This window comes from Nocardioides sp. NPDC087217 (genome assembly GCF_044744805.1).
Taxonomy (GTDB): domain Bacteria; phylum Actinomycetota; class Actinomycetes; order Propionibacteriales; family Nocardioidaceae; genus Nocardioides.
Window position 1 is genome coordinate 87,847 of record NZ_JBIUZB010000008.1, and the last position, 23,259, is coordinate 111,105.

Sequence of the window (23,259 nt, forward strand, 5' to 3'; positions counted from 1 at the left end):
CGTTGACGAGGGGAACGAAGGATGAAGGTCAAGCTCACTCTGCACCGGCCGGGTGTCGCGCCTGCGGATGTGATCGTCACCGCCGACTCCACGGCCACCGCTGGTGACGTCGCTCGGCACATCGCCGACGCGGACCCGGCGCGCTCCGTGATCGCCGGTGAGCAGGACATCTTGACCCTGGCCGTCGCCCCGCCGACCGCCGACCGGATGGAGCCGCTCGAGCCCGACGTACCCATCGGCGATGCGCCGATCGGGTCCGGGTTCGCGGCCGCGGTCGTCAACCTGGGCCCCGACAACGAGCAGACCGGCTCCCGGCGCAAGAGCGTCGGTGTGCTCCGGGCGATCGACGGTCCAGTGCGGGGCCAGGCGTTCCCGCTGACCACCGGCCACGCCTCGATCGGCCGCGGTCCCGAGAACGAGATCGTGCTCGCCGACCCGATGGTCTCCAAGCGTCACGCCCGCATCGAGGTGGACCGCTCGGTCGAGCTCGTCGACCTCAACTCGGCCAACGGCGTCGTCGTCGACGGCACCCAGGTCTCCCGCGTACGTCTGGCGCCGGACACGCCGGTCGTCATCGGTGGCACCACGCTGGTCATGCAGCTCTCGGCCGACTTCCTCTCCGCCGTCGAGGACCCGGTGCTCGAGCGCGGTGGCGGCCTGCTCTTCAACCGCAGCCCGCGGGTCGACGTCCGCTACCCCGGCACCGAGCACCCGCCGCCGTGGATGCCCACGGAGATGCAGAAGAAGCTGTTCCCGTGGTTCGTGCTGATCGCGCCGATCATCATGGCGCTCTCGATCTACGCGATGACCGGCCGTGCCCGCGCGCTGCTGCTGGTCGTGATGACCCCGATGATGGCGGTCGGCAACTACATCAACCAGCACCGCCAGGCCGGCGCGAAGCAGGACCACGAGATCGAGCTCTTCGAGCGGCAGTTCGAGAAGCTGGAAGAGGTCTTCTACCGCAGCAAGCCTGAGGAGGAGCTCGCTCGCAACGAGGAGGTCCCGGCGGTCGCCGAGGTCTTCGAGCAGGCGATGCAGCTCGGTCCGCGGCTGTGGACCCGGCGTCCCGAGCACTGGAACTTCCTGGCCGTACGTCTCGGCACCACTCGCGCGCTGTCGCGCAACTCGATCGCGGAGCGTGACACCCAGAACGGCCTGCCCGAGTTCATCGAGCGGATCGACCGTCTGAAGGAGCGCTACAAGTACGTCGACGACGTACCGCTCCTGGAGTCGCTCCCCGCGGTGGGCTCTGTCGGTGTCGCCGGCCCGGCCGGCCCGGCCGCCGACGCGATGCGCGGACTCGCGGTGCAGCTCTTCGGTCTGCACGCGCCCAACGAGGTCGTCACCGTCGCCTTCGCCGACCCGGACTGGGTCGAGGAGTTCGAGTGGCTCAAGTGGCTGCCGCACACCACCTCGGAGACCAACCGGTTCAAGGACATGCCGCTGGCCGACTCCGCGCCGACGGCCAACGCCCTGCTCAGCGCGCTGGAGGAATACATCATGCGCGCCGGCCGGACCGCTGAGCACCGCGGCCCGTTCCCCGAGAAGTGGAACCCGATGCAGTTCGGGACCGACGTCGCGCGGGCCGGGGAGGAGACCAACGCGCGGGTGCAGGTCTCCATCATCGTCTTCGTCACCAACGACGCTCCGGTCGACCGGGCCCGGCTGGTCCAGGTCCTCGAGCGCGGCGCCGATGTCGGCGTACACGCGGTCTTCATGTCCTCCACCGTCGAGGCCCTGCCGGCGGTGTGCCGCAGCTTCCTGGACGTGAGCAACGGCCTGGAGCGCGCCACCGTCGGGCTCGTCCGCAACGGCGACCTCTACGAGGGCGTGACCGTCGAGGGTGTCTCCAACGCCTACATGGACATGTTCGCCAAGCGGCTCGCGCCGGTCGTGGACGCCAGCACCGTCGTCCACGACTCCTCCGACCTCCCCAACTCGGTCGGCTTCCTGTCGCTGGTCGGCAACGAGGTCGCCGAGGACCCGCACTCCGTCGTGGAGCGCTGGCGTCAGAACAACTCGATCATCGACCGCTCCGACCGGCCGCGGCCGCGGCTGAAGAAGGCGGGCAACCTGCGCGCGATCATCGGCCAGGGAGCCTCGGACGCGATGACGCTGGACCTGCGTACGCAGGGCCCGCACGCCCTCGTCGGCGGCACCACCGGTGCCGGTAAGTCCGAGTTCCTGCAGGCGTGGGTGCTCGGGATCGCCTCGGCCCACTCGCCCGACCGGGTGACGTTCCTCTTCGTCGACTACAAGGGCGGCTCGGCCTTCGCAGACTGCATCGAGCTGCCGCACTGTGTCGGTCTGGTGACCGACCTGAGCCCGCACCTCGTACGCCGTGCGCTGACCAGCCTCAAGGCCGAGCTGCACTACCGCGAGCACCTGTTCAACCGGAAGAAGGCCAAGGACCTCCTCGAGCTGGAGAAGCGACAGGACCCTGAATGCCCGCCCGCGCTGGTGCTCGTCATCGACGAGTTCGCGGCATTGGCCGGTGAGGTGCCGGAGTTCGTCGACGGCGTCGTCGACATCGCCCAGCGAGGTCGTTCGCTGGGTATCCACCTGATCATGGCGACCCAGCGCCCGGCTGGTGTCATCAAGGACAACCTGCGGGCCAACACCAACCTCCGCGTCGCGCTGCGTATGGCCGACGAGACCGACTCCAAGGACGTCGTCGACGACCCGATCGCCGGGACCTTCCCGCCGTCCCTGCCGGGCCGTGGGATCGCGAAGACCGGACCGGGTCGCCTGACCCCGTTCCAGTCCGCGTACGCCGGTGGTTGGACGCGCAACGACGAGGTCGTCACCGCCGACGTGAAGGTGGCCGAGCTCAAGTTCGGTTCGATCACGGAGTGGGAGCCGGAGCGCCCGCCGGAGAGCGACTCGCACGACGAGGACCTCGGCCCGAACGACCAGAAGCGGATCGTGGCCAACCTGATCAAGGCCTCTGCCACCGCTGGTCTGATGACTCCGCGGCGGCCGTGGCTCGATGACCTGGCTTCCGTGGTCGACATGCGCGACCTGCCGCTGGAGGGTGACGGACAGATCCTGCTGGGTCTTGCCGACCTCCCGGAGCGCCAGCAGCAGAACGCGATCTACTTCGCTCCCGACCGCGACGGCTCTCTGCTCATCTTCGGCTCGTCCGGGTCGGGTAAGTCGACCCTGCTGAAGACGATCGCGACCGCCGCCGGCGCCCGTCCGGAGCTGGGCCGGGTCCAGGTCTACGGCCTCGACTTCGCCTCCGGCGCGCTGGGTGCGATCGAGCGTCTCCCGCACGTCGGCTCGATCATCGACGGCGACGACGCCGAGCGTCTGCAGCGGCTGATGCGCACGCTCGAGCGGGAGATGGACCGCCGCTCGGAGCTGTTCTCCAAGGCCGCGGCCGCCAACCTCACCGAATACCGTGAGATCGCCGACCAGTCGATGCCGCGCATCCTGCTCCTGATCGACAACTACCCCGAGTTCAAGAAGGAGTGGGAGATCGCCGCCGGTCGGGCGCCGTTCTACCAGTCCTTCATGCGGGTCCTCGGCGAGGGCCGCCCGCTCGGCATCCACGCGGTGATCACCGCCGACCGGTCCGGGTCCGTCCCGACGGCCGTCTTCGCGAACATCCCGCGCCGAGTCGTCATGCGGCTCTCCGACCCGAGCCAGTACGTCCTGGTCGGAGCACCCAAGGACGTACTCAACGAGCAGTCGGTGCCCGGCCGCGCCGTCGTCGACAAGGCCGAGGTGCAGCTCGCCGTTCTCGGTGGGACGACCAACGTCGCCGAGCAGACCAAGGCCCTCGACGAGCTGGTCTCGCAGCTGCGTGCCCTGGGTGTTCCCGAGGTCGGCGAGATCGGTGCCCTGCCGACGAAGATCTCCAGCCGGTCGCTTCCCGCGCAGGTCAACGGTCAGCCCGTCTTCGGTATCGCCGACGACACCCTGGCGCCGCGCGGCTTCGACCCGATCGGATCGTTCATCGTCACCGGCCCGCCGCAGTCGGGCAAGACCAACGTACTCAAGGCGCTCGTCGAGTCCATGGAACGCTTCGACCCCGAGGTGAAGCTGTTCCACCTCGGCAGCCGTCGTGCCATGCTCAGCGACTTCCGTCCCTGGGTACGCAGCGCCACCCGCCCCGACGACGAGAAGGCGCTCGTCACCGAGCTCGCCGAGATCGTCGCCGACGAGTCCTTCCCCGGCCGCATCATGATCGTCGCCGAGGACATGACCCACCTGGCCGACGGTCCCGCCGACCGCCCGATGCGCGCCCTGCTTCAGGCGATCAACAACTCCGACCACCTCTTCGTCGGCGACGCCGACGTCACTCGAGCCGGCGGCGGCTCGGGCGTCATGGGTGAGTGGAAGGCCGCTCGTCAGGGCATCGTGCTCAAGCCGGACACCTACGACGGCGACACGCTGTTCAAGGTTCCGTTCGGCAAGCTCAAGCGCACCGACTTCCCCGCGGGCCGTGGAATCTTCGTCCAGGCAGGTCGCACGGTGACCATGCAGATGCCTCTCGCGAGCGACGCCGAGGGCTCTGCATGAACGTCTGCATAAATCGGACAACGAAGCTGCTTTTACCCTTCACAACCGCGTGAAGGGTGGCCTACGGTGGCCAGCGGCGTTTGACGCCGCCATCTAATGAAATCGCGGGAGAGGGCAAAGATCGATGACTGATTTCGGGGCAACCTACGACGAGATGACCGGCACCGCCGACAAGCTCGACCAGGGCAAGGACACGATCGAATCGGCGCTGGACGAGTGCCAGGGTTACGTCGACGAGCTCGTTCAGGACGGGTTCAAGACCGAGAAGGCGTCGGGCAAGTTCCAGGACGGCTACACCGAGATGACCACCGGCCTCAAGGACGCCATCGCTGGCGTCGAGGACATGGCCCAGGCTCTGCGTGACATGGCGACCGCCATCCAGGACCTGGACTCGCAGCTCGCCGGCGGCTGAGCCGCAGCATTGGTCAACATGGTGGGCCGGCATCTATCGGCCCACCATTACCCGTCTCGGTCAGGGACTGCGGTGTCGACTCCCGCCGGGTGTGCTGCTGCCACCGCCTAAACCGGGATGAGCTGAAACTTTACTTTCGAAGATGTTTAGAACCGGCCGTAGCGGGTAGGACTACCGCGACGACGTTGATTGCCTGGATCTCGGACCACCACGCTCGGGATGACGGTGTCGGCTCGTCGGTTCACGCATCACGACAGTGTGATGCGTGAGTGATGGTGACGAACGGCGCCGCAATCGGGTGTCGTGTAATGAAAATTGCGGGAAAGGCAATGATCGATGAGTGACTTCGGGGCAACCTACGACGAGATGACCGGCACCGCCGACAAGCTCGACCAGGGCAAGGACACGATCGAGTCCGCGCTGGACGAGTGCCAGGGTTACGTCGACGAGCTCGTTCAGGACGGGTTCAAGACGGAGAAGGCGTCGGGCAAGTTCCAGGACGGCTACACCGAGATGACCACCGGCCTCAAGGACGCCATCGCTGGCGTCGAGGACATGGCCCAGGCTCTGCGTGACATGGCGACCGCCATCCAGGACCTGGACTCGCAGCTCGCCGGCGGCTGATTCACAAGTCTTGCCAGATGGTGGGCTGGCGTCTGCTGGCCCACCATCTCTCCATTTTCTCTCGATCACGCGCTGCGATGACCACACTCGACGGCGTGCTCAGTAACCACGTGAAAGGTGCACAGTCATGGCGGATATCTTGATCAAGATCTCTGAGCTCGAAAAGGTCAAGACGTCATTGGACTCGATCGTCGACGAGTTCGAGAACGCCACTGACAGCTCCGAGGATCTCGAGTCCGACATCGGCGATCCGTTCGACATGAGCGACCTGCGCGACAAGGCCTGTGACTTCGAGGAGCGCTGGGACGACAAGCGCAACGACCTCAAAGACAGCTTGAAGAAGGTCAGTGAGCACATCAAGGGCGTTATCGACGGGATCGAGCAGTGGGACAGCGAGACCGCCCTCCAGTTCGAGCCCAAGAAGAAATAGAACCCCAAGCCTTTAAACGCTCCTGACGGAAAGGACAACCCCCACATGTTCGGTGGCATGCAGGATTCCCCGAAGGGGCGCGAGATCAAGTCGGTCGAGGGTTCGCCCTCGGGGATCATCGCGCGAGGGTCCGCTATCGAGCGGCTCGGCAAGATGATGGATGCCTCCGCTGACACGCTGCGCGACATCAAGGAGAACACCTTCGCCGGCGGCGAGCAGCAGGGTAAGGCCATCGAGAAGCTCCAAGAGACCATCGGAGACTCCTACAAGGTCCTCGAAGAAGCGGCCGACCTCTACAAGCCTGTTGGTCCGGTGCTCGTCACCTACGGCGAGATGCTGGAGACCTACAAGCCGTTGATCGACCGCACCGCGGCCTCGTGCAGTGACCTCTGGGACATCTACGACGCCCTACCCGGTGACAAGGACGACAGCACGACCGAGGACGACGGCGGCTTCCTTGGCATCGGCGACACCGACAAAGAAGAGGCCGCCGACAACAAGGCCAAGAAGGAAGCCTACGAGAACTGGGAGAGCGAAGCCGAAGTCTTCGACACCTGGTACGACATATGGGAGGACGGCTTCGACGCAGCCGTCAGCGGGATCTCCGACGGCCTTTCCGGATCCATCGAGGACGGCTTCTGGGACAACTACGGAGACTTCATCGACGCGGTCTACGAGGTCCTGACCTGGGCCGCTCTGATCATCGCTGTGGTCGCGATCTTCTGCACCGGTTTCGGTGCGCTGGCAGCCATCCTCGCGCTCGCTGCCTTTGCGGTTTCCGCCATCAAGTTCGCCTGCGGGCAGCAGAGTCTCGGGCAGTTGGCCCTAGATGCCTTGGCCATCATTCCGATCGGGAAGCTGTCGAACCTTTCCAAGCTCGGCCATCTGGCCAACATGGCGAAGGGCAGCAAGATGACCGCTCTGTCCAGGACCTGGGGTGCCATGAGCAAGGGGCCGATCGGCGATCTGACCAAGGCAGCTCGACTCAAGGACGCCTTCAAGGTGAAGAGCGGCGCCGAGGTTCTCGAGGGCCTGATCGGTAAGCCCTTCAAGGCGTTCCGGACCGACAACCTGAAGATGTACATGGGCAACCTCGACGCCCTCAAGGGTGGTCTGGGAGCGTTCCGGGGCATGACGAAGATCGAGTTCGGGGTGGCCCGCTTCGGCGCGACGCTCGGCACCCTCGGCAATGCCGGGAAGCTCACGCAGGGGACGGATCACTTCGACCCCATCCCGATCGACATCCCTGAGATCAAGGTCCCGGGCATGCCTGCCTGGCTTGGTTTCTAGGTTCGGTTCAAGCGCAACAAACGTCTGAGGTGCAGAGTGGCGAAGTGGGCAGTAGAGCTGGTTGACGACCTGGATGTTCCGGGGTGGCTTCCTGTTCCTGAAGGGTTGACGCCTGCGGAGCGTGAACGGTGGGTCGACGAGACCTCTAGCATGTTCGATGAACTGGTCGGTACGCCGCGTTGGGATGGTGAGGCGACGACGATCGAAGACATCCGCGGGCTGCTGCAGATGGCCCTCGACGAGCGCGAGACCTCTGAGGCGTACGCCATGTTCCAGGTGTGGCCGGTCATGTCGGCTGCTGCGGTGATGTGCCACCTGCATGTGGTGGAGAGCGAGTCGGTCCCGGACATGTCTCAATGGGACGGCGTCGTGCACGCGGCCGAGGCTGATCACATCGGGCCTGGCGCCCAGCTGTCTTCGCGCAAGGAGCTGAACTTCGAGGGCGGGTCGGTCATCATCGAGTCGGTGAACTTCGCGTTCAGCGATGGTGAGGCTCTCCTGCTGCTCGGTGTGGACGAGTGCATTCCGCAGCTGACGACCTCGGTCGTTCGCGGACTGGTGGCGCTCAAGGACATACTTCGGATGGTCCGCGAGGACGGGAAGGTGTTCCAGTCGGTGCCTCTGCCCGGTGTGCCGGTGGACGAGTCTTGGCCGATCGCGACGGATGGGGCGACGCTGTGAACCTACGTGAGCAACTTGGCGTGCGTAAGACCGTGGACTTCGAGATCGACCTTCCGCGGGGCTGGGCTCGTTTCGACATCGATGGTGGCCACGATGAGCTCCTCAACGGGATGAAGAAGCGGTTCATGGAGGCTCACCGTCCCGATCTATTCGTCGAGGCGAAGGCCATGTTCGACAAGGCATTCGACGGGATGCGGAAGAACGATGTCTTCGCCTTCTTCGCGCCGGCAGGCGAGCAGCCGGACGAGGCCGTCGTCCTGCCGGCCTCGATCAATGCCTCGATCCGCACGGGCGAGCCCGGTCAGTCATTGGACAAGATGGCCCACAACGCCATCCAGAAGTACGGCGCGAAGCCGCTGTTCGGCGACCCGCGCACGTTGAGGTTCGAGCGGGAGCGGACGATCGACCTCGATGGTGAGCCGATCATCAACCACTCCCTGATCTACTTCACCCCGGTCCCCGGCACCCAACGGCGTAGGGCGCTGCAGCTGGTGGCAGCCTTCGCGCGTACGCCGGACGTCGGACCTGACGCACCCGCGCTGGTAGCGACCCGCGCGCTCCTCGACGCATGCGTCGCTACGCTTCGGTGGAACCGCGGCACCGCGTGAGCCGGAGACTGATTCCTATCGATTGTGGAGGGCCTGAACTTGCTGTCCTTTGACAAGGGCCCGTCGGCACGTGAGTGGGCACGGTCGGCCAACGTCGCCACCCCGGTCAAATGGGGTGACCTGGAGAAGCAGATCATCTCGGAGCGGCTCACCCCGAGCGGAGACGACGGGGGACCGAACTGGACCCTCGGCGTAATCATGGTTGCGATGATGATGGCGCTCGGGGCGTTCCTGCTGGCGCCGGCGCTCGCGGCCGGTCTGGTCGCATGGGCAACCACGACGGAGGATGCCTCCACCCAGGATGATCTGACGCTGATCGCGACCTTCCTGTTCATCATCTCCATCGTCGTCTCGGCGACCTGGCTCAGCATGTGGTGGCAGACGCGTTCCCGGTCGGCGATCGCGATCGTGTCCGGTCTGGTGGCGACCGTGTCGGTCGTGGTCACCTTCGTCGTTGGGAAGTCCTACGACGGCGATCTTCCCGGCGACTGGCTCGAGTGGTCGGCGTTGGCCGCCGGCGTGCTCAGTCTCGCTCTCACGATCCTCCAGTTCGTGTCGAAGTCGGAGCATCGTGCAGGAGTGCCGAAGAGCGATCGTGCGCAGCGGCGCTACAGTGCCGCGCGCGAGGAAGTTCTCGACGTGCTCAGCGAGCGCGGGGTCGTCGAACTGACCGCGGACCAGCGCCACCGGATGCAGCGAATGCGCGTCGGAACGTGGCACAAGTTCGATGCTCAGGGGCGCGTCTAACTTCACGGCTTTCATCCATCTAGGTAGCAAAGGGTTCACGTGGGATCGGAACGAGCGAGAAGTGCTGACCTCGACGTCACGCCAGAGGCGGCCTTCCAGGCTGCGCTCGGGTTTGCGCAGCACGAGAAGAAGTACGAGATCCGGGCCGTGCACAATGAGGGCCAGGCCCTGATCATCAGGCAGAAGACCAAGGCCCTGTCGTGGCCGAAGGTCATCATGCTTCGAGTCCATCAGAACGGGTCGGGGTCGTCGGTCAACGTCCTCGTCCAGAACATCCCGGGCGGACCGACCGCCCTGCTCGACGGTGTCTTCAACGGAAAGATCGCGGAGAAGTACCTCACCGGCATTCAGGGCACGTTGGACGGAACCGTCACCGCTCCGGCGACCGCAGTGACTTCCCACTACGTTCGTGACGACGGCTCCGAGTCTCCGTGGGATGACCCGGACGAACTCCCCGAGTTCTGAGGGCACCCAACACCGTCACTCGGGACGCGACATGTTGGCCTGTCGCGCGATCGATGTGCGGTTGCGTAGGTAAGGTGAGCGGCTGGTTCTGGTCGCCCTTATCCCGTGTTCTTGTGTGCCTTGCGGGATATCTCGGCCGGGTCGCGACGGTCTCATCGGTGACCCGGCGGATGCCGCTGGCGGGCGGGAACGAGAACTGTGTATGAAGACGACAACGAATCCGTTATTGCGCTTCACAAGTTTGTGAAGCGTGGCCTACGGTGACCAGCGGCTGCCCAATGGGGCACTGTGTAATGAAATCGCGGGAAAGGCAATGATCGATGAGTGACTTCGGGGCAACATACGACGAGATGACCGGCACCGCCGACAAGCTCGACCAGGGCAAGGACACGATCGAGTCCGCGCTGGACGAGTGCCAGGGCTACGTTGATGAACTGGTTCAGGACGGGTTCAAGACGGAGAAGGCGTCCGGTAAGTTCCAGGACGGCTACACCGAGATGACCACGGGTCTGAAGGACGCCATCGCTGGTGTCGAGGACATGGCCCAGGCTCTGCGTGACATGGCCACGGCGATTCAGGACCTGGACTCGCAGCTCGCCGGCGGCTGAGTCACAGCGTTGGTCAAGGTGGTGGGTCGGCATCTGCGGGCCCATCACCTATCCATCTCGGGCGTCGGTCAGGTGCAGCGGTGTGTCGACTCCCGCTGGTGCAAGGCTACGACCTCCTAGCGGGGCGAGCAGAACTTTACTTTCGAAGATGTTTAGAACTCGACGTAGCGGGTAGGACTACCGTGACGACGTCGATCGCCCTGATCTCGGACCCGTCCGCGATGGCGGCATCGGCTCGTCGGGCTTGCGCTTCACGACCGTGTGACGCGTGACTTATGGTGACGAACGGCCCCGCAAACGGGTGTCGTGCAATGGAAATTGCGGGAAAGGCAATGATCGATGAGTGACTTCGGGGCAACCTACGACGAGATGACCGGCACCGCCGACAAGCTCGACCAGGGCAAGGACACGATCGAGTCGGCGCTGGACGAGTGCCAGGGCTACGTGGACGAGCTGGTTCAGGACGGGTTCAAGACGGAGAAGGCGTCGGGCAAGTTCCAGGACGGCTACACCGAGATGACCACGGGTCTGAAGGACGCCATTGCTGGTGTCGAGGACATGGCTCAGGCTCTGCGTGACATGGCCACGGCGATCCAGGACCTGGACTCGCAGCTCGCCGGCGGCTGATCAACCTTGCGGCGGAGGCTACATCGGTTGGGCCTCCGCCGCTCTCACGTTTCCTTTTCTCGGCCCATGGCCGGTCTTTGCTAGACGTCCGAAAGGTGCAGCACCGTGCCAGATGTTGCGATTACGTTCTCTGACCTCGAGGCGGCGTCCTCGAGCTTGGGGACGATCATCGATGAGTTCGACAACGCCACCAGCAGATCTGAAGATCTCGAGGCTGATATCGGTGACCCGTTCGACAGGAGCGAGTTGCGCGATCAAGTGTGCGACTTCGAGGAGCGCTGGGATGACAAGCGCGACGAACTCAAAGAGAGTCTCGAAGGTGTGAAGAAGCACATCGATGACGTCGTGAGCGGATTCAAAGGCGGAGACAACGATATGGCCGTGGCATTCACGGCGAAAGAGTAGGGGTGGAACATGTTCGGTAGCATGCCGGATTCCCCGCGCGGCCGTGAGATCAAGAGTGTTGAGGGCTCTCCCTCAGGGGTCATCGCGCGCGGGCAAGACATCATCCGGGTCGGCGCGATGATGGAGGCCGCTTCGGACACGCTGCGAGGGATCAAGGAGAACACCTTGTCCAGCGGCGCGATGAGCGGCGAGGCGATCGCCAAGCTGCAGGAGACCATTGGCGACTCCTACAAGACTCTGGACGAGGCGGCCGAGCTCTACAAGCCAGTCGGGCCGGTGATCGTGAAGTACGGCGAAATGCTGGAGACGTACAAACCGCTGATCGACAACAGCGCCACTACCTGCTCCGACCTGTGGGATACGTATGACGCGCTCCCGGGAGACAAGGACGGCAGCCTCGAGCCAGAGGCCGACGGCGGCGTTCTGGGTATTGGCGGCCATGACGCGGATAGCCCGGAGGCCAAGCAAGAGGCCGAGGACAACCAGGCCAAGAAGCAGGCGTACGACGCGTGGGAGAACGCCGCCGAGCGATTCGACACGTGGTACGACGCGTGGGAGGACGGTTACGACGAGGCCGTCTCCGGAATCACCAACGGACTGTCCGGCAAGATCGAGGACGGCTTCTGGGAGGTGCTCGATGACATCGTCTCGGTCCTGGAGATCGTTGCGATGGTCGTCTTCGTGATCGGCCTGTTCGTTGCTGGGCCGTTCGCCGCTATCGCGCTCGCACTATCCGCCGCAATCCTCCTTGCGCGAGCGGTTCAGTTCTGCGCTGGCGAATGTACGGCCTTTGAATTGTTTACGGCAGCACTCGACGTCGTTCCCTTCGGAAAATTCGGCAAGATGGCCGATGGAATCGCGGAGTTGGGCGAGGGCGCTTCCAAGTTGTCTAAGTTCAGCACCGGACTCAAGTTTGCCAGCGGGCTCGATGACGCTGCACTCGGACGCAAAGCCCTCGGCGATGTCATGACCTCGATCCACGTGGGTCTGGACGTCAGTGACTTCGCCCGGATCGGCGAGAACGCCAACCTGTGGGCGGCGGCTGGAGAAGTCCACGGGGCGATGCTGAAGCACGGCTTCTCGTTTGCTGGTCACGTCAACACTGGCATAGATCTCGGGGGCGGGTCGCTCGTCGACGCCTTCAACTGAGTATCGGCCTCGTTCATCTCACTAGCAGAAGGAAATGATGGAAGCGGAGTGGCTTGCTGAAGGAGTGCTTCCCCAAAGCGGTTGGACTCGGGTACCGGGCGAAGGCATCGGTGAACCGGAGAAGTGGTTTCAGAGCGAGATCACACGCATCCGATCCTGGTGGGGCGAGGAAGCTTGGGGCCCTGGTGTCGAAGCGGCGATCCGTGACGCTCTAACGGATGCCGTAGCCAAAGCAGCCGAGCTCGGGACGTTGTCAGTGATGTTGCACTGGCCGCTCGACGTCCCCGTGCCCAGTCGGGTGCGCATAGTGCTGGCGGCGGGCGCTCCTCTGGACGCTTCGGGATGGCGTGATGCCGGATTCGACGTAGACGAGTACCCGGGTGCGGCCCTCGGCCCTGGCCTCAAGTGTGTTGCACTACGAGAAGAGACGATCAACGGAGCAGATCTCCAACTCTTCACGGCTGTATATGCGTTCGGCGACGAATCCGGAAGTGTCCTCGTGATTGCTGAGGCCGGCTCACAGGAGGTCTTCCAACTGACGATGGCTGGCCTTCCAGTGTTGCTCTCCACTTTGCGAATCACAGAGCCGAACGGGGAACAGTTCGCGGCAGATCCAATTCCAGCAGTTACGCGCAAGCCGACAGACGAATGGGAGAGCATCTCCAATGCCTAAACCTGCGGCTCCGAGCCCCATGGACTGGGCTGCTGTACAGATGGCGGGCACCGGATTCGACATCAACGAACTCAACAGAGTTGTCCGGGACTATGCCTACATCGAGCTGGAGTTGGCGGCCAGGGACCGACGACGCACCCCTGCCCAACGCTTGATCTCGAAGTTGATGACGTGGGTGGCGATCGTCGGACTCATCGTTCTTGGAGTTGCGGTCGCCGCCCTCGTCGGCGGGCGCGCCAGTGGCGGGGTGATCGCATTCCTCTACGTCGCATGTATCCTCGGCGCCTTCTCGGTCCTGTACTTCTACCTGCAGTGGCGTGCCATGCCGTATCGGCAGGCGGACCGGACGGTGTCGGCGTTCGGCATCATGGCGACGATCTTCGCCGTGGGGCTGATCATCGCGATTCTCGCGGCCAACATGGACAACTCGCTGTGGTGGCTCATGATGATTCCTGCGGTGGCTCTTGTGGCCGTCTCGGTCGGCACGATCGTCGGGCATCACCGATTCCGCTCCGAAACGAAGCCACCGGCGGTCGATCTCGACCAGCTCTCGCCCGAGAACGAGCAGGTCCTCCTGGAGAGTCGACACCGAGCGCTCCTCCGGTTGCGTGCGCGACGGGTTGTCTCTTATCCCGACTTCGAGGCCTACGACCAGGCGCCACTTCAGTCGGTTAGGAATGGTGGGGTGTGACCATGAGCGATCAGGGAGGGACGTCGTTGCGCGAGATGCTCGGAGCTGTCAAGGATCCGGACTTTGAGTTGAAGCTTCTTCCAGGTTGGGAGCGGCACAGCCCCGACGATGCGGGCAAGGAGAAGATGGACGCTGCTATGAAGCAGCGGTTCATGGCGGCCAACAGACCCGAGCTACACGCAACTCTCCGGTCGCAGTTGGATGAGGCGTACGCATTGATGCAGAAGCAGAATGTCGTCGCCTACTTCGCTCAAACCGGCGACATGGGCGACAGCAAGGCCTACTACCCTGCATCGATGCTTGCCGCGATCCGACGTTCGCAGGATGGTGGCGATCTCGGCGCCTACGTGGCGCAAGCGGTCCGCGACCACGGAGCGAAGCCCCTGTTCGGCGACAAGCGGTTCATCCGGTTCGAGCGTGAATCCACCCGTGTGCTCGAGGGCGGCAACATCGTGGTGACGTCGATCGTCTACATGACGCCGATACCGGGATCCATGCGTCGCCGTGGTTTACAGATCACGGCGAGCCTCGCCCGTCCAGAGGCGATGCCCGCGACCGATGAGAAGTTCATCGGGTGGAAGAACGGGCTCGACCTGTGCGTGTCCACGCTGCGGTGGTTGCCAGCTTGATCCCGCCACAATCGGCGGCCCGACCTGCGCGAACGGGGGTTGCCGGATGCCTCGGTGACTGCGTTCGCATGGTTAAGGACGTCGATCTGGGCCGCGCCGCCAGGCGCTCCACTTGCCCGAGGTCGAGGAGCCACACCCTATTCTGCGGCGTTCAGCGACGTCGGCGAGAGGTCGGGCCCGGCGATCGCTAGCCTGTCCGCGTCGTACCTATCTATTGATGACGGAGTGTGAGCGGTGGCTCGGGGAATCGCGGCGATGACGGTGGCTACGGCTGCCTTGGTCTCTGGTTGCAGTGTTGGTCTGCCGCCGAAGGACTTCGCGATCGAAGACGCGGTTGTGGCGTTTCGGGTGACGGAGGGCGGGGAGGACTCCAGCTACCTCGTGCTGGTCTCGCCGGAGGGGAAGACTCGGGCGATCGAGCTCGAGGAGGTCGAAGGTGCCGGGATCTCCTGGACGGAGCACGGGATCACGACGTCCGACACGGCGCACGACTACGTGATCGACGAGTCGGGGCTCACCGACAACAAGCGCACGAGCGACGACAAGTCCCTCGAGACGATGCACGAGTGGTACCGCGTGCAGGTCGGTGAGGGGACGTTGGTCGGGTTCAGCCCCGCGGATTCGTCCGAGGATCCGTTCGTGACCTACATCGACGGGGACAGCGGCAAGGCGACCACCCGGGTGTCGCCGTACGGTCAGACGACGACGGCCGCGGTGTGCGGCGAGCGTGTGTTCGCGCCGGGGAGGGGCACCAGCACCAAGGCCTTCGAGGAGAACAGCGAGTCGATCCCGGAGGACCAGTGGGACCTTGCGGCGTTGACCTCGGCCTATCCGCATGACGGTACGGACATCCTGAGCACCTTGGAGCCCACCAGCCCAGGCAGCACATCGCCCTGCGTCGACGGGATCGTCTACGAAGGGTGGGAGAACGACGACGACCAGCACTTCTTCCGCACCTGGACGACTGCGAAGGGGACGTCGGCGGACAAGGCTGCTGTGGACCACGAGATCGTCTATCCGGAGGACGCCTCCTCGCAGATCGGTGCACCCTCGGCGGTGACGGTCGCGGACGGCCAGCTCGTCTGGGTCGTCGAGAACACGATGTGGAGCGCCCCACTCCCGACCAGCGCGACGGCACCGGTCCAGGCGCGCGAGGTCGGTTGGGTGGAGGGATACATCGGGCTCGACGCGGAGGTGCTCACCTACTCCTCCAACGCCGCGTACACGATGACCAACGAGACCGACCTGCACAAGCGGTTCACCAAGCGCCGGAGCGACCGGGTGTGGACTGAGCTGACAGCGCTGAGCCTCGTACGCACGGACCTGGCGACCGGCAAGCCTTCCATCGCCTTGGAGATCGATGTGGAGGACGTCGACTTCCCGACCAAGGACGCTTCGGTGACAGCTCTGGCGGTCAATCCGGAGTGGGTGGCCGAGAACAGCTGACAGGCGAAGGCCAGGCGATGTCGTTGGGATCACCGCGACACGCCGAAGTAAAGAACGACCACCAGGGGCTCGGGTTGCCAGGGTGGCGCCATACCTCTCGATCTCGGGAACAGTCACTGTTGAAAGGAACTTCTCCATGCGCACTCGCACCACCGTCCGGACCTGTCGATCGGTCGCAGTCGGCCTCAGCCTCGGCCTCGCGCTCGCATTGACCGGGTGCGGCTCCGAGGCGACCGACTCCGACGCAGACACTGCGGCCGAGGTCGAGTCCAGCGCGCCGGCCTCCGAGTCTCCGTCCGCAGCACCAGCGGGTGAGGAGAAGGAGGTCAAGATCGGGAAGACGCTCAAGGACCCCGACATGGGCGACTCGATCGAGGTCATCTCCGCGGTCCGTGACTTCCCGTCGACGGAGGAGGCCGACCTGATCGCCGAGGGCGGAGAGGTCGTGCTGCTCCAGGTGAAGATCAAGCCCGGCACGGAGTACGGCGGTCGCATCTCGGACGGGAACTTCGAGATCTCGTGGGACAAGGGCGCCGACTTCGAGAGCGCCGACACCCGCCTGATGACCGAGGAGCTGACCGCCGCGAAGCGTACGCCGCTCGAGGACGTGCAGCGTCGCGACGGTGGCGAGCACACCGGCTGGATCGCCTTCCAGGTCGAGGAGAAGGCTGACACGTACCTCATCGAGTACGAGCGCGACGGCGCGAAGGTGATCGGCTCGGACAAGACCATCGCCGAGTTCACGGAGCAGGTGGAGATCCCCGCCTCGTGAGGTGATGTCGCCGCGGGAGCGGAGACCCGCCATGTCGATGGCAGGTCTCCGCTCAGGCTCGTTAGGATCTGGGCGTCCGTTGTCTCGGAGAGGGGACTTGAAGGTGCATCCTGGGGCACGTCGTCGAGCGGGACTCGTTTCCGTTGCCAGCCTGGCGCTTGTCGCCACCGCCTGTTCGGGTGACCTCCCCGCCTCGGTCGAGGAGGGTTCTGAGGTCGCCGTCGCGTGGATGGAGTCCTTGACGAGCACCAATCCGGCGAGCGCGGCGAGCGTGACCGACGGAAACCTCGACATCGCCTCGCTGACCCGCGGAGCCTTCGGCACCCTGGTCAACGACACCGTCGAGATGGACGAGACCTTCGGCAAGGTCACCATGGAGGGCGACAAGCAGGCCCGGGTGCGTTACGACCTGGCCGAGCCGACCTGGTCCGACGGGGTGCCGATCGACACCGCCGACCTCATGCTCGCCTGGGCCGCGACCTCGGGCTACTTCCGCACCCCGAAGGAGGGGAGCCCGGACGGCACGGTCGACTTCGGCGCGGTGCCGACCGGTCTGACCAAGAGCGCCTACATCCCCGAGGTCGACGAGGGCGCCCGCGCCATCGAGGTCCCGCTGGTGGTGCCTGTGGTCGACTGGCGTACGGCCCTGGACGTCGCCGTGCCGGCGCACGTCGTCGGCCAGAAGGCCCTGAAGATCGAGGACCCGATCGAGGCCAAGGAGGTCGTCGAGACCGCGATCGAGGAGTCCGACACCGCCAAGCTCACCAAGATCGCGGAGGCGTGGAACTCGTCCTTCACCATCGCCGAGAACGGCAAGGCGTCCGAGGAGGCGCTGCTCTCCAGCGGTCCCTACCGGATCTCGAAGATCTCGGCCGGCGAGGGCGGCCAGGAGGTCGACCTGGAGGCCAACCCGGAATACGCGGGTGAGGCCAGGCCGACCTACGAGCAGGTACGCCTCACCCCGGCCGGCTCCGACGCCCTGAACAGCCTGGGGGAGAAGGTCGACGTCGTCCAGGTCACCCCGACCAAGGCCAACCGGAAGCAGGTGCGTGACCTCGAGCGCCGCGACTACGCCGTCGAGAACGCCAACGACGGCACCATGTGGGCGCTGATCCTCCGCAGCGACCGGGGCCTGTTCAAGCGCAAGGACACGCGCACGGCGTATCTGCGGGCAGTGCCTCGCGGCGACATCGCCGAGGGCGGCGCGGGCGAGTGGGCCGAGGCGTACGAAGCCACCGATGTCGTGCTGTTCCCGCCGGGTGGCGAGGGCTACCAGATCGCGACCGAGGACTCCGGGTTCTCCACGAAGTTCAAGGCCTCCGAGGACGCGGCGGCCCCGCGCGGCGCCAAGGTGTGCATCTCCTACGACAAGTCGAGCGCGTTCGCCTCAGGTGCCTACGACACCATCTCGAACGTCGTGGACGACGAGGGCTGGGGCACCACCGACTGTGGGGTGTCCTCGGCCGACAAGGTGATCTCCGGCAACAAGTGGGACGCTGCGCTCGTCCGGATCCCGGTCCCGCAGACGCCGGAGGAGATCTCGGCGCAGTGGGGTAGCAAGGGCAGCCAGAACGCGACCGGCGGCGGCGACCGTGAGCGCGACCGCCTCATCAGCGAGCTGGCCCGCACCGCGGATCCCTACGAGGCTCGCGACGTACGCGTCCAGATCGAGAAGACGCTGGTCCGGGATTCGATCGTCGTGCCGATCGTGATGAACCCGACGGTGACGGTGATCGACAAGAAGGTCGACAGCGTACGTCCCCGCTCCGGGCAGGTCGCACCGCTCGTCTCGACGATCGTCGAATGGTCGCCGACCAAGAAGTAGGCGACTTTTAGCGCATTGGAGTGGTTGGGTTCCGCCACCCTTGAATAGGGTGCGGGCATGACGACGCTTCATCCCGGGGCAGTGTTCGGCCACTACCGCCTGGATCGCATTCTTGGTGAGGGTGGAATGGGCGTGGTCTATGACGCCTTCGACACCAAGCTCGAACGGCAGGTCGCCCTGAAGATGGTGCATGCCCACCTCGCCGACCGACAGTTCATCGACATGTTCATCCGCGAGGGGCAGACCCTGGCGCAGATCAGGTCGCCCCACATCATCGCGATCTACGACATCGGCGAGCAGCACGGCAGCCCGTTCATCGTCACCCAGTTCATCAAGGGCGGTGATGTGACCGGACTCGTACGCAGCAACGGGCCGTTGGCGCCGCACCTGGCGTGCCTGGTGAACGCCCAGGTGGCGGGGGCGCTTCACGACGCCCACCAGGCGGGGATCATCCACCAGGACGTCAAGCCGTCGAACGTCCTCGTCCGCAACCCCGCGAGCCCTCTGGACCCGTTCGCGTACCTGTGCGACTTCGGGATCGCGACCTCGTCTTCCGACTCGCCCGCCGGCGGGATCACCGGCACCTGGAACTACCTGGCGCCCGAGTACATCCGCGACGAGCGTGACGCGCAGGGCCGGCCGATCTCGCCGGAGCCGTCGCGAGACATCTACGCGGCGGGCTGCATGCTGTGGTTCACGCTGACCGGCAAGATCCCCTACTCGGGTGCGGCCGTGCAGGTGGCGATGGCGCACCAGAACGCACCGATCCCGCAGTTCGTCGGCACCGACGAGTGGACCAGGGAAGCCAACCGGATCCTGCAGCTCTCGATGGCGAAGGACCGCCGGAGCCGCTACCAGAGTGCGGCGGTCTTCAAGGACGACCTGCTGAAGCTGCGCGAGATCACCGCGCCCGCTCAGCTCGTGCCCGCGCCGTCGATGACCGACCCCAACCCGGCGCCGATCCTGGTCGCGGCCGTACGGGCGCCGTCCGAGAGCGAGGCCATCCTGATCGAGGAGGCCGCGCGGCCGTCCAGGATCACCCCGCTGCGGGTCGGTGCGGCGATGGTCGGGGTGGCCGCCCTCGGGGTCGGTGGTGCTCTGGCGATCACCCAGCCCTGGGTCGAGCACGGGCCCGAGCCCATCGTGCCGACCGTCAAGGGCGCTGCGTACGCGGATGTGAACGGCGACAAGTTCGGGGACGTGGTCACCAATGTCCAGAACCCCGACGGCAAGGGTGTCGACGTGGTCACCTGGAAGTCGGACGGCCGCACGCTGACCCCGTCGAAGGCTGTCACGTACGACGACCCCGCGCTTCCGGAGGACAACGACGGGAGCGAGGTGTTCCCGCTCTGCGCCGACTTCACCGGCGATGGGAAGAACTCGTTCATCACCTTCGTACGGAGCGAGAAGGGCTTCAACTTCCACGGTGATCTGGAGGGATCCCTCAAGGCTCCCGCAGGGGTCGTCGAGCAGGGCAAGAAGATGGCTGGGTCGACGTTCTACTACGACCTGGGCACCGACGATTTCGACGGTGATGGCGTAGCCGATCTGTTCATGGCGACGACCTTCGGCAACCCGGACCCTGACCTCGACAGGCAAGGTAGAACGGTCGGCGACGGCGCCATCTGGGTCTATCGCGGCACGGGATCAGGTTTCGCGGAGCCGACGCAGTTCGCGGCCTATCCGGCTGAGGACAGGGAGCAGGTCGTGGTGGGTGAGTTCACCGGCGACAAGTTGGCCGACCTCGTGGTGCTGAAGCGAGCTGCAGGTCAACCTGAGAACAAGACGCTCACGACCGGAACCTCGGAGCTGGACCTCTATCAGGGAGATGGAGCCACCGTTGCCGCGGCCAAGTCGTTCCCCTTCAAGCACCAGGGAATCAGCTCGTTCCTCGCTGGTGACGTCGACGGCGACGGCCTGGACGAGATCGTCGTCGGGGAGTCCGGCCGAGGCGAGGGCCAGACGATCACGATCGGGACCTTCAGCGATGACTTGGCCGAGTTCTCGATCGCCACGCGCGGAAAGCTCCCTAAGCCACGCAACACCCTCAAGACCGTCAGCAGGTATCCCGTGACACTGGCCGATGTGAACGGGGACGGGCGGTCCGACGTCATTGCGGCCTCCCAGGACACCAGCGACAGCCCCTACACGTTCTATGTGGCGTTGGCCTCGAAGGAGGGCACGTTCCCGGGCCACGAGCTGGCGACGTGGAAGAACTCGCCGGAAGACGTGCGCCGCTACAACCTCATGGGAGGAACTCTCGGATGAGCGATTCCACAGGAATCCCTGACAACAACCCTCGCGGGCCCGAGCCTTCCTTCGAGCGCCCGCCCGTCGACGACCCCGACAAGACCACGATCCGGCCGCGGATCGCTCGACCCAGCGGGCCGACGAGTACGCCGCCTCCGCCGCCCCCACCCCCGCCGACGCGGACGCCACCCCCGCCACCTCCGACGCCTCCGGCACCGACGCAGGCACCGACACTGGCGCCGACGCAGGTGCCGTCACAGGTGCCGTCACAGCCTGCGCCGCCTCCACCGCCCGCACAGCAGGACACCCCCGGGATGATCGGGCCCTACCGGCTCGAGCAGCAGGTGGCGTCCAACGACAGCGCGGTCGTCCACCGGGCGACCGACACCCGGCTCAACCGAGCGGTCGCCATCAAGGTGCTCCTCGGGCGGAGCGCCCGTGACCCCGAGTTCGTGTCCCGGTTCGACAAGCAGGCCACGTTGATGGCCAAGCTCGATTCGCCCCACATCCTGGGTGTCTACACCAACGGCCGGACCGGCGACGGTGCTCCGTACCTGGTCTCGCAGTATGCCGACGGCGGCGATCTCGGCTCACTGCTGAAGGCTCGTGGACGGCTCCCTGGCCCCATGGCCGCCGACATCTGCGCCCAGATCGCCGATGGCCTGGCGGCGATCCACTCGCCCGAGGTCGGGGTCGTGCACGGCGACGTGAAGCCGTCGAACATCCTGCTGCGTGACGGCAACAACCCGCCGTACGCCTATCTCTCGGACTTCGCGGCCGCGCGCGCCGACGACTCCGCGACGGCCCGGCCCGGTATTCATTCCGGCGCCTGGGACTATCTCGCGCCCGAGCGCGCGATGGGTGCACCGGCCAGCCCGGCGACCGATCTCTACTCGCTGGGCTGCCTGTTCTACGAGCTGGTCACCGGCGAGGTGCCCTTCACCGGGGCGAACGACGTCGAGACGGCGATGGCCCACAGCTCCCAGCCGATCCCCACGTTGCCCGGAAGGGACGACTTCACGCTTCAGGCCAACGACCTGCTCTCCGGCCAGGGCGGCCTGCTCACGAAGGACCCGGCCGGACGGTCCAGCGACGCGGTCCGCGTCCGGGACCGGTTCGCGGCCATGGCGGGGCGCCAGATGGGGTTCGCCTCCGGCGCCACGGTCACCCTCAAGCGCGCCAAGACCAAGTGGTGGGTTGCAGCCGGGGCGGCCGCGGCGGTCCTCGTCGCCGGTGGTGCCGCGCTCGGGATCACGCTCACGACCACGGAGAACACTCCGGCGAAGCCCAAACCGGCCGTACGCGGCGACATCACCGGAGACCGGTTGGGCGACCTGGTGCTCGGCGCGCCGTTCGGCGACATCAACTACAACTGGGACACCAACGCCGCGACTCTGTTCGCCTCGACGGGCAAGGCGTTCAAGACCGGCACCGGCAAGGGCCTCCGTTTCGGCAACCTGCTCGGTGACTTGGACGCCGATGGGCGGGTCGATGTGGTCCAGCTGTCCGGCGTCGGATCGACGTTCAACGTCGAGTCGAACTCCAAGAACCAACCGGACGGCTCCATCCAGGTGCCTGCTTCGGGCAAGCGTCTGGCCATGTTCTGTGCCGACTTCAACGGTGACGGCCGCGACGACATCGGCATGATCTCCGTCGGCAACGGAACCAAGCTGCCCGCGGACGACGCCGAGCTCGGAAAGCTCGAGGACCTGAAATTCCACGTCACGGTCATGCTGAGCAAGGCCGACAACACCTGGGCCAAGAGCGCCGACTGGTACACCGGTCCCTGGAAGGGCACCACGTTCGACGTCAACTTCGAGGTCGGTGACCTCGATGGCGACAAGCGGGCCGACATCGTCATGGGCGCCAGGGAAACCTCCCCCGCCGCGGCGGTCCTGCTGATGAGCCAGGGCTCGAAGCTCACCAAGACCGAGCTCGACCTGCCCGGGCCCGACGGCGACCGGTCCGCCGAGACGCCGATCTTCGCCGACGTCACCGGTGACGGGAAGGACGAGATGATCACCCAGGAGGTCGCGGATCAGAAGTGGGTCTTCCGCGTCTACTCCTACGACCCCGAGGGCAAGAAGTTCGTGCACGAGCCGGCGTGGGACATCGACGACCCGGTCAGGAACGACGACGCCCTCAGTGGGTCTCAGATCCCCGCGGCGGCCGACGTCAACGGCGACGGCCGCGACGACCTGGTCAACCCGCTGCGCGCCGGTGACGGGGACTACGAGTATCTCAACAAGGCGTCGGTGATGATCTCCGGCAAGGACGGGTTCACCGTCGAGACCTGGGAGATGCCTGGCGCCGACCAGTTCGAGACCCACCCCCCGTTGCGCAAGGCGTCCAACAACAACGGGACCGGGACTCTCTAGATCACGACTGCAGCGGCCCGCG

The 23,259-nt window shown here is 65.5% G+C and carries 21 protein-coding genes; all 21 read left to right on the forward strand.

The genetic code is table 11. The features are described from left to right. Positions 1–21: 21 nt before the first annotated feature. Positions 22–4,527 (forward strand): FtsK/SpoIIIE domain-containing protein, encoded by a 4,506-nt coding sequence (locus ACIO3S_RS26375; RefSeq protein WP_400468981.1) that lies wholly within the window; start codon positions 22–24, stop codon positions 4,525–4,527. Positions 4,528–4,651: 124 nt separating this feature from the next. Next, entirely contained in the window at positions 4,652–4,939 is a 288-nt protein-coding gene (locus ACIO3S_RS26380) for a WXG100 family type VII secretion target (RefSeq protein ID WP_008356184.1), read from the forward strand. A gap of 336 nt (positions 4,940–5,275) precedes the next feature. Further along, positions 5,276–5,563 carry a WXG100 family type VII secretion target gene (locus tag ACIO3S_RS26385; protein WP_008356172.1) on the forward strand — a complete coding sequence of 96 codons (288 nt, stop codon included), beginning with the start codon at positions 5,276–5,278 and terminating at the stop codon, positions 5,561–5,563. 127 nt (positions 5,564–5,690) lie between these two features. Further along, complete coding sequence (locus ACIO3S_RS26390) at positions 5,691–5,993, forward strand: flagellar protein FlgN (protein ID WP_091043302.1); 303 nt, start codon at positions 5,691–5,693, stop codon at positions 5,991–5,993. A gap of 57 nt (positions 5,994–6,050) precedes the next feature. Beyond that, positions 6,051–7,283 (forward strand): hypothetical protein, encoded by a 1,233-nt coding sequence (locus ACIO3S_RS26395; protein WP_400468984.1) that lies wholly within the window; start codon positions 6,051–6,053, stop codon positions 7,281–7,283. Positions 7,284–7,433: 150 nt separating this feature from the next. Next, complete coding sequence (locus ACIO3S_RS26400) at positions 7,434–7,964, forward strand: hypothetical protein (protein WP_400468986.1); 531 nt, start codon at positions 7,434–7,436, stop codon at positions 7,962–7,964. A 20-nt stretch (positions 7,965–7,984) separates the two neighbouring features. Beyond that, positions 7,985–8,572, forward strand: coding sequence for a protein TPRXL (locus ACIO3S_RS26405; protein ID WP_400468988.1), 588 nt, complete (start codon positions 7,985–7,987; stop codon positions 8,570–8,572). A 39-nt stretch (positions 8,573–8,611) separates the two neighbouring features. Further along, positions 8,612–9,319: a hypothetical protein gene (locus tag ACIO3S_RS26410; RefSeq protein WP_400468990.1), complete on the forward strand. Its 708-nt coding sequence runs from the start codon at positions 8,612–8,614 to the stop codon at positions 9,317–9,319. A gap of 39 nt (positions 9,320–9,358) precedes the next feature. Further along, positions 9,359–9,784, forward strand: coding sequence for a hypothetical protein (locus ACIO3S_RS26415; RefSeq protein ID WP_160025812.1), 426 nt, complete (start codon positions 9,359–9,361; stop codon positions 9,782–9,784). A gap of 320 nt (positions 9,785–10,104) precedes the next feature. Further along, complete coding sequence (locus tag ACIO3S_RS26420; protein WP_008356172.1) at positions 10,105–10,392, forward strand: WXG100 family type VII secretion target; 288 nt, start codon at positions 10,105–10,107, stop codon at positions 10,390–10,392. A 339-nt stretch (positions 10,393–10,731) separates the two neighbouring features. Continuing rightward, positions 10,732–11,019: a WXG100 family type VII secretion target gene (locus ACIO3S_RS26425; protein ID WP_008356172.1), complete on the forward strand. Its 288-nt coding sequence runs from the start codon at positions 10,732–10,734 to the stop codon at positions 11,017–11,019. 105 nt (positions 11,020–11,124) lie between these two features. Further along, positions 11,125–11,424 (forward strand): flagellar protein FlgN, encoded by a 300-nt coding sequence (locus ACIO3S_RS26430; RefSeq protein ID WP_400468992.1) that lies wholly within the window; start codon positions 11,125–11,127, stop codon positions 11,422–11,424. 9 nt (positions 11,425–11,433) lie between these two features. Beyond that, the gene (locus ACIO3S_RS26435) at positions 11,434–12,573 is read left to right on the forward strand and encodes a hypothetical protein (protein WP_400468994.1); all 1,140 of its coding nucleotides are present in this window, start codon (positions 11,434–11,436) and stop codon (positions 12,571–12,573) included. 37 nt (positions 12,574–12,610) lie between these two features. Then, positions 12,611–13,246, forward strand: a complete 636-nt coding sequence (locus ACIO3S_RS26440; RefSeq protein WP_400468996.1) for a hypothetical protein — start codon at positions 12,611–12,613, stop codon at positions 13,244–13,246. A gap of 19 nt (positions 13,247–13,265) precedes the next feature. Further along, the gene (locus tag ACIO3S_RS26445; RefSeq protein ID WP_400468997.1) at positions 13,266–13,937 is read left to right on the forward strand and encodes a hypothetical protein; all 672 of its coding nucleotides are present in this window, start codon (positions 13,266–13,268) and stop codon (positions 13,935–13,937) included. A 2-nt stretch (positions 13,938–13,939) separates the two neighbouring features. Then, on the forward strand, positions 13,940–14,566 hold the full coding sequence (locus ACIO3S_RS26450) for a protein TPRXL (protein WP_091044284.1): 627 nt from the start codon (positions 13,940–13,942) through the stop codon (positions 14,564–14,566). A 348-nt stretch (positions 14,567–14,914) separates the two neighbouring features. Next, positions 14,915–16,012, forward strand: coding sequence for a hypothetical protein (locus ACIO3S_RS26455; RefSeq protein WP_400468998.1), 1,098 nt, complete (start codon positions 14,915–14,917; stop codon positions 16,010–16,012). A gap of 136 nt (positions 16,013–16,148) precedes the next feature. Then, the gene (locus tag ACIO3S_RS26460; protein WP_400468999.1) at positions 16,149–16,784 is read left to right on the forward strand and encodes a transcriptional regulator; all 636 of its coding nucleotides are present in this window, start codon (positions 16,149–16,151) and stop codon (positions 16,782–16,784) included. A gap of 238 nt (positions 16,785–17,022) precedes the next feature. After that, positions 17,023–18,609, forward strand: a complete 1,587-nt coding sequence (locus ACIO3S_RS26465; RefSeq protein WP_400469001.1) for an ABC transporter substrate-binding protein — start codon at positions 17,023–17,025, stop codon at positions 18,607–18,609. Between the two features lie 57 nt (positions 18,610–18,666). After that, a complete protein-coding gene (locus ACIO3S_RS26470) occupies positions 18,667–20,877 on the forward strand; it encodes a protein kinase (protein ID WP_400469002.1) in 2,211 nt (736 codons plus the stop codon). A gap of 242 nt (positions 20,878–21,119) precedes the next feature. After that, positions 21,120–23,237 carry a protein kinase gene (locus tag ACIO3S_RS26475; protein ID WP_400469003.1) on the forward strand — a complete coding sequence of 706 codons (2,118 nt, stop codon included), beginning with the start codon at positions 21,120–21,122 and terminating at the stop codon, positions 23,235–23,237. Positions 23,238–23,259: the final 22 nt, after the last annotated feature.

Coding starts and splice junctions, on each gene's coding strand:
- ACIO3S_RS26445 (WP_400468997.1), top strand. CDS start 13,266: ATGGACTGGGCTGCTGTACAGATGGCGGGCACCGGATTCGACATCAAC.
- ACIO3S_RS26450 (WP_091044284.1), top strand. CDS start 13,940: ATGAGCGATCAGGGAGGGACGTCGTTGCGCGAGATGCTCGGAGCTGTC.
- ACIO3S_RS26390 (WP_091043302.1), top strand. CDS start 5,691: ATGGCGGATATCTTGATCAAGATCTCTGAGCTCGAAAAGGTCAAGACG.
- ACIO3S_RS26400 (WP_400468986.1), top strand. CDS start 7,434: ATGTTCGATGAACTGGTCGGTACGCCGCGTTGGGATGGTGAGGCGACG.
- ACIO3S_RS26385 (WP_008356172.1), top strand. CDS start 5,276: ATGAGTGACTTCGGGGCAACCTACGACGAGATGACCGGCACCGCCGAC.
- ACIO3S_RS26380 (WP_008356184.1), top strand. CDS start 4,652: ATGACTGATTTCGGGGCAACCTACGACGAGATGACCGGCACCGCCGAC.
- ACIO3S_RS26460 (WP_400468999.1), top strand. CDS start 16,149: ATGCGCACTCGCACCACCGTCCGGACCTGTCGATCGGTCGCAGTCGGC.
- ACIO3S_RS26440 (WP_400468996.1), top strand. CDS start 12,611: ATGGAAGCGGAGTGGCTTGCTGAAGGAGTGCTTCCCCAAAGCGGTTGG.
- ACIO3S_RS26395 (WP_400468984.1), top strand. CDS start 6,051: ATGCAGGATTCCCCGAAGGGGCGCGAGATCAAGTCGGTCGAGGGTTCG.
- ACIO3S_RS26435 (WP_400468994.1), top strand. CDS start 11,434: ATGTTCGGTAGCATGCCGGATTCCCCGCGCGGCCGTGAGATCAAGAGT.
- ACIO3S_RS26425 (WP_008356172.1), top strand. CDS start 10,732: ATGAGTGACTTCGGGGCAACCTACGACGAGATGACCGGCACCGCCGAC.
- ACIO3S_RS26375 (WP_400468981.1), top strand. CDS start 22: ATGAAGGTCAAGCTCACTCTGCACCGGCCGGGTGTCGCGCCTGCGGAT.
- ACIO3S_RS26470 (WP_400469002.1), top strand. CDS start 18,667: ATGACGACGCTTCATCCCGGGGCAGTGTTCGGCCACTACCGCCTGGAT.
- ACIO3S_RS26420 (WP_008356172.1), top strand. CDS start 10,105: ATGAGTGACTTCGGGGCAACATACGACGAGATGACCGGCACCGCCGAC.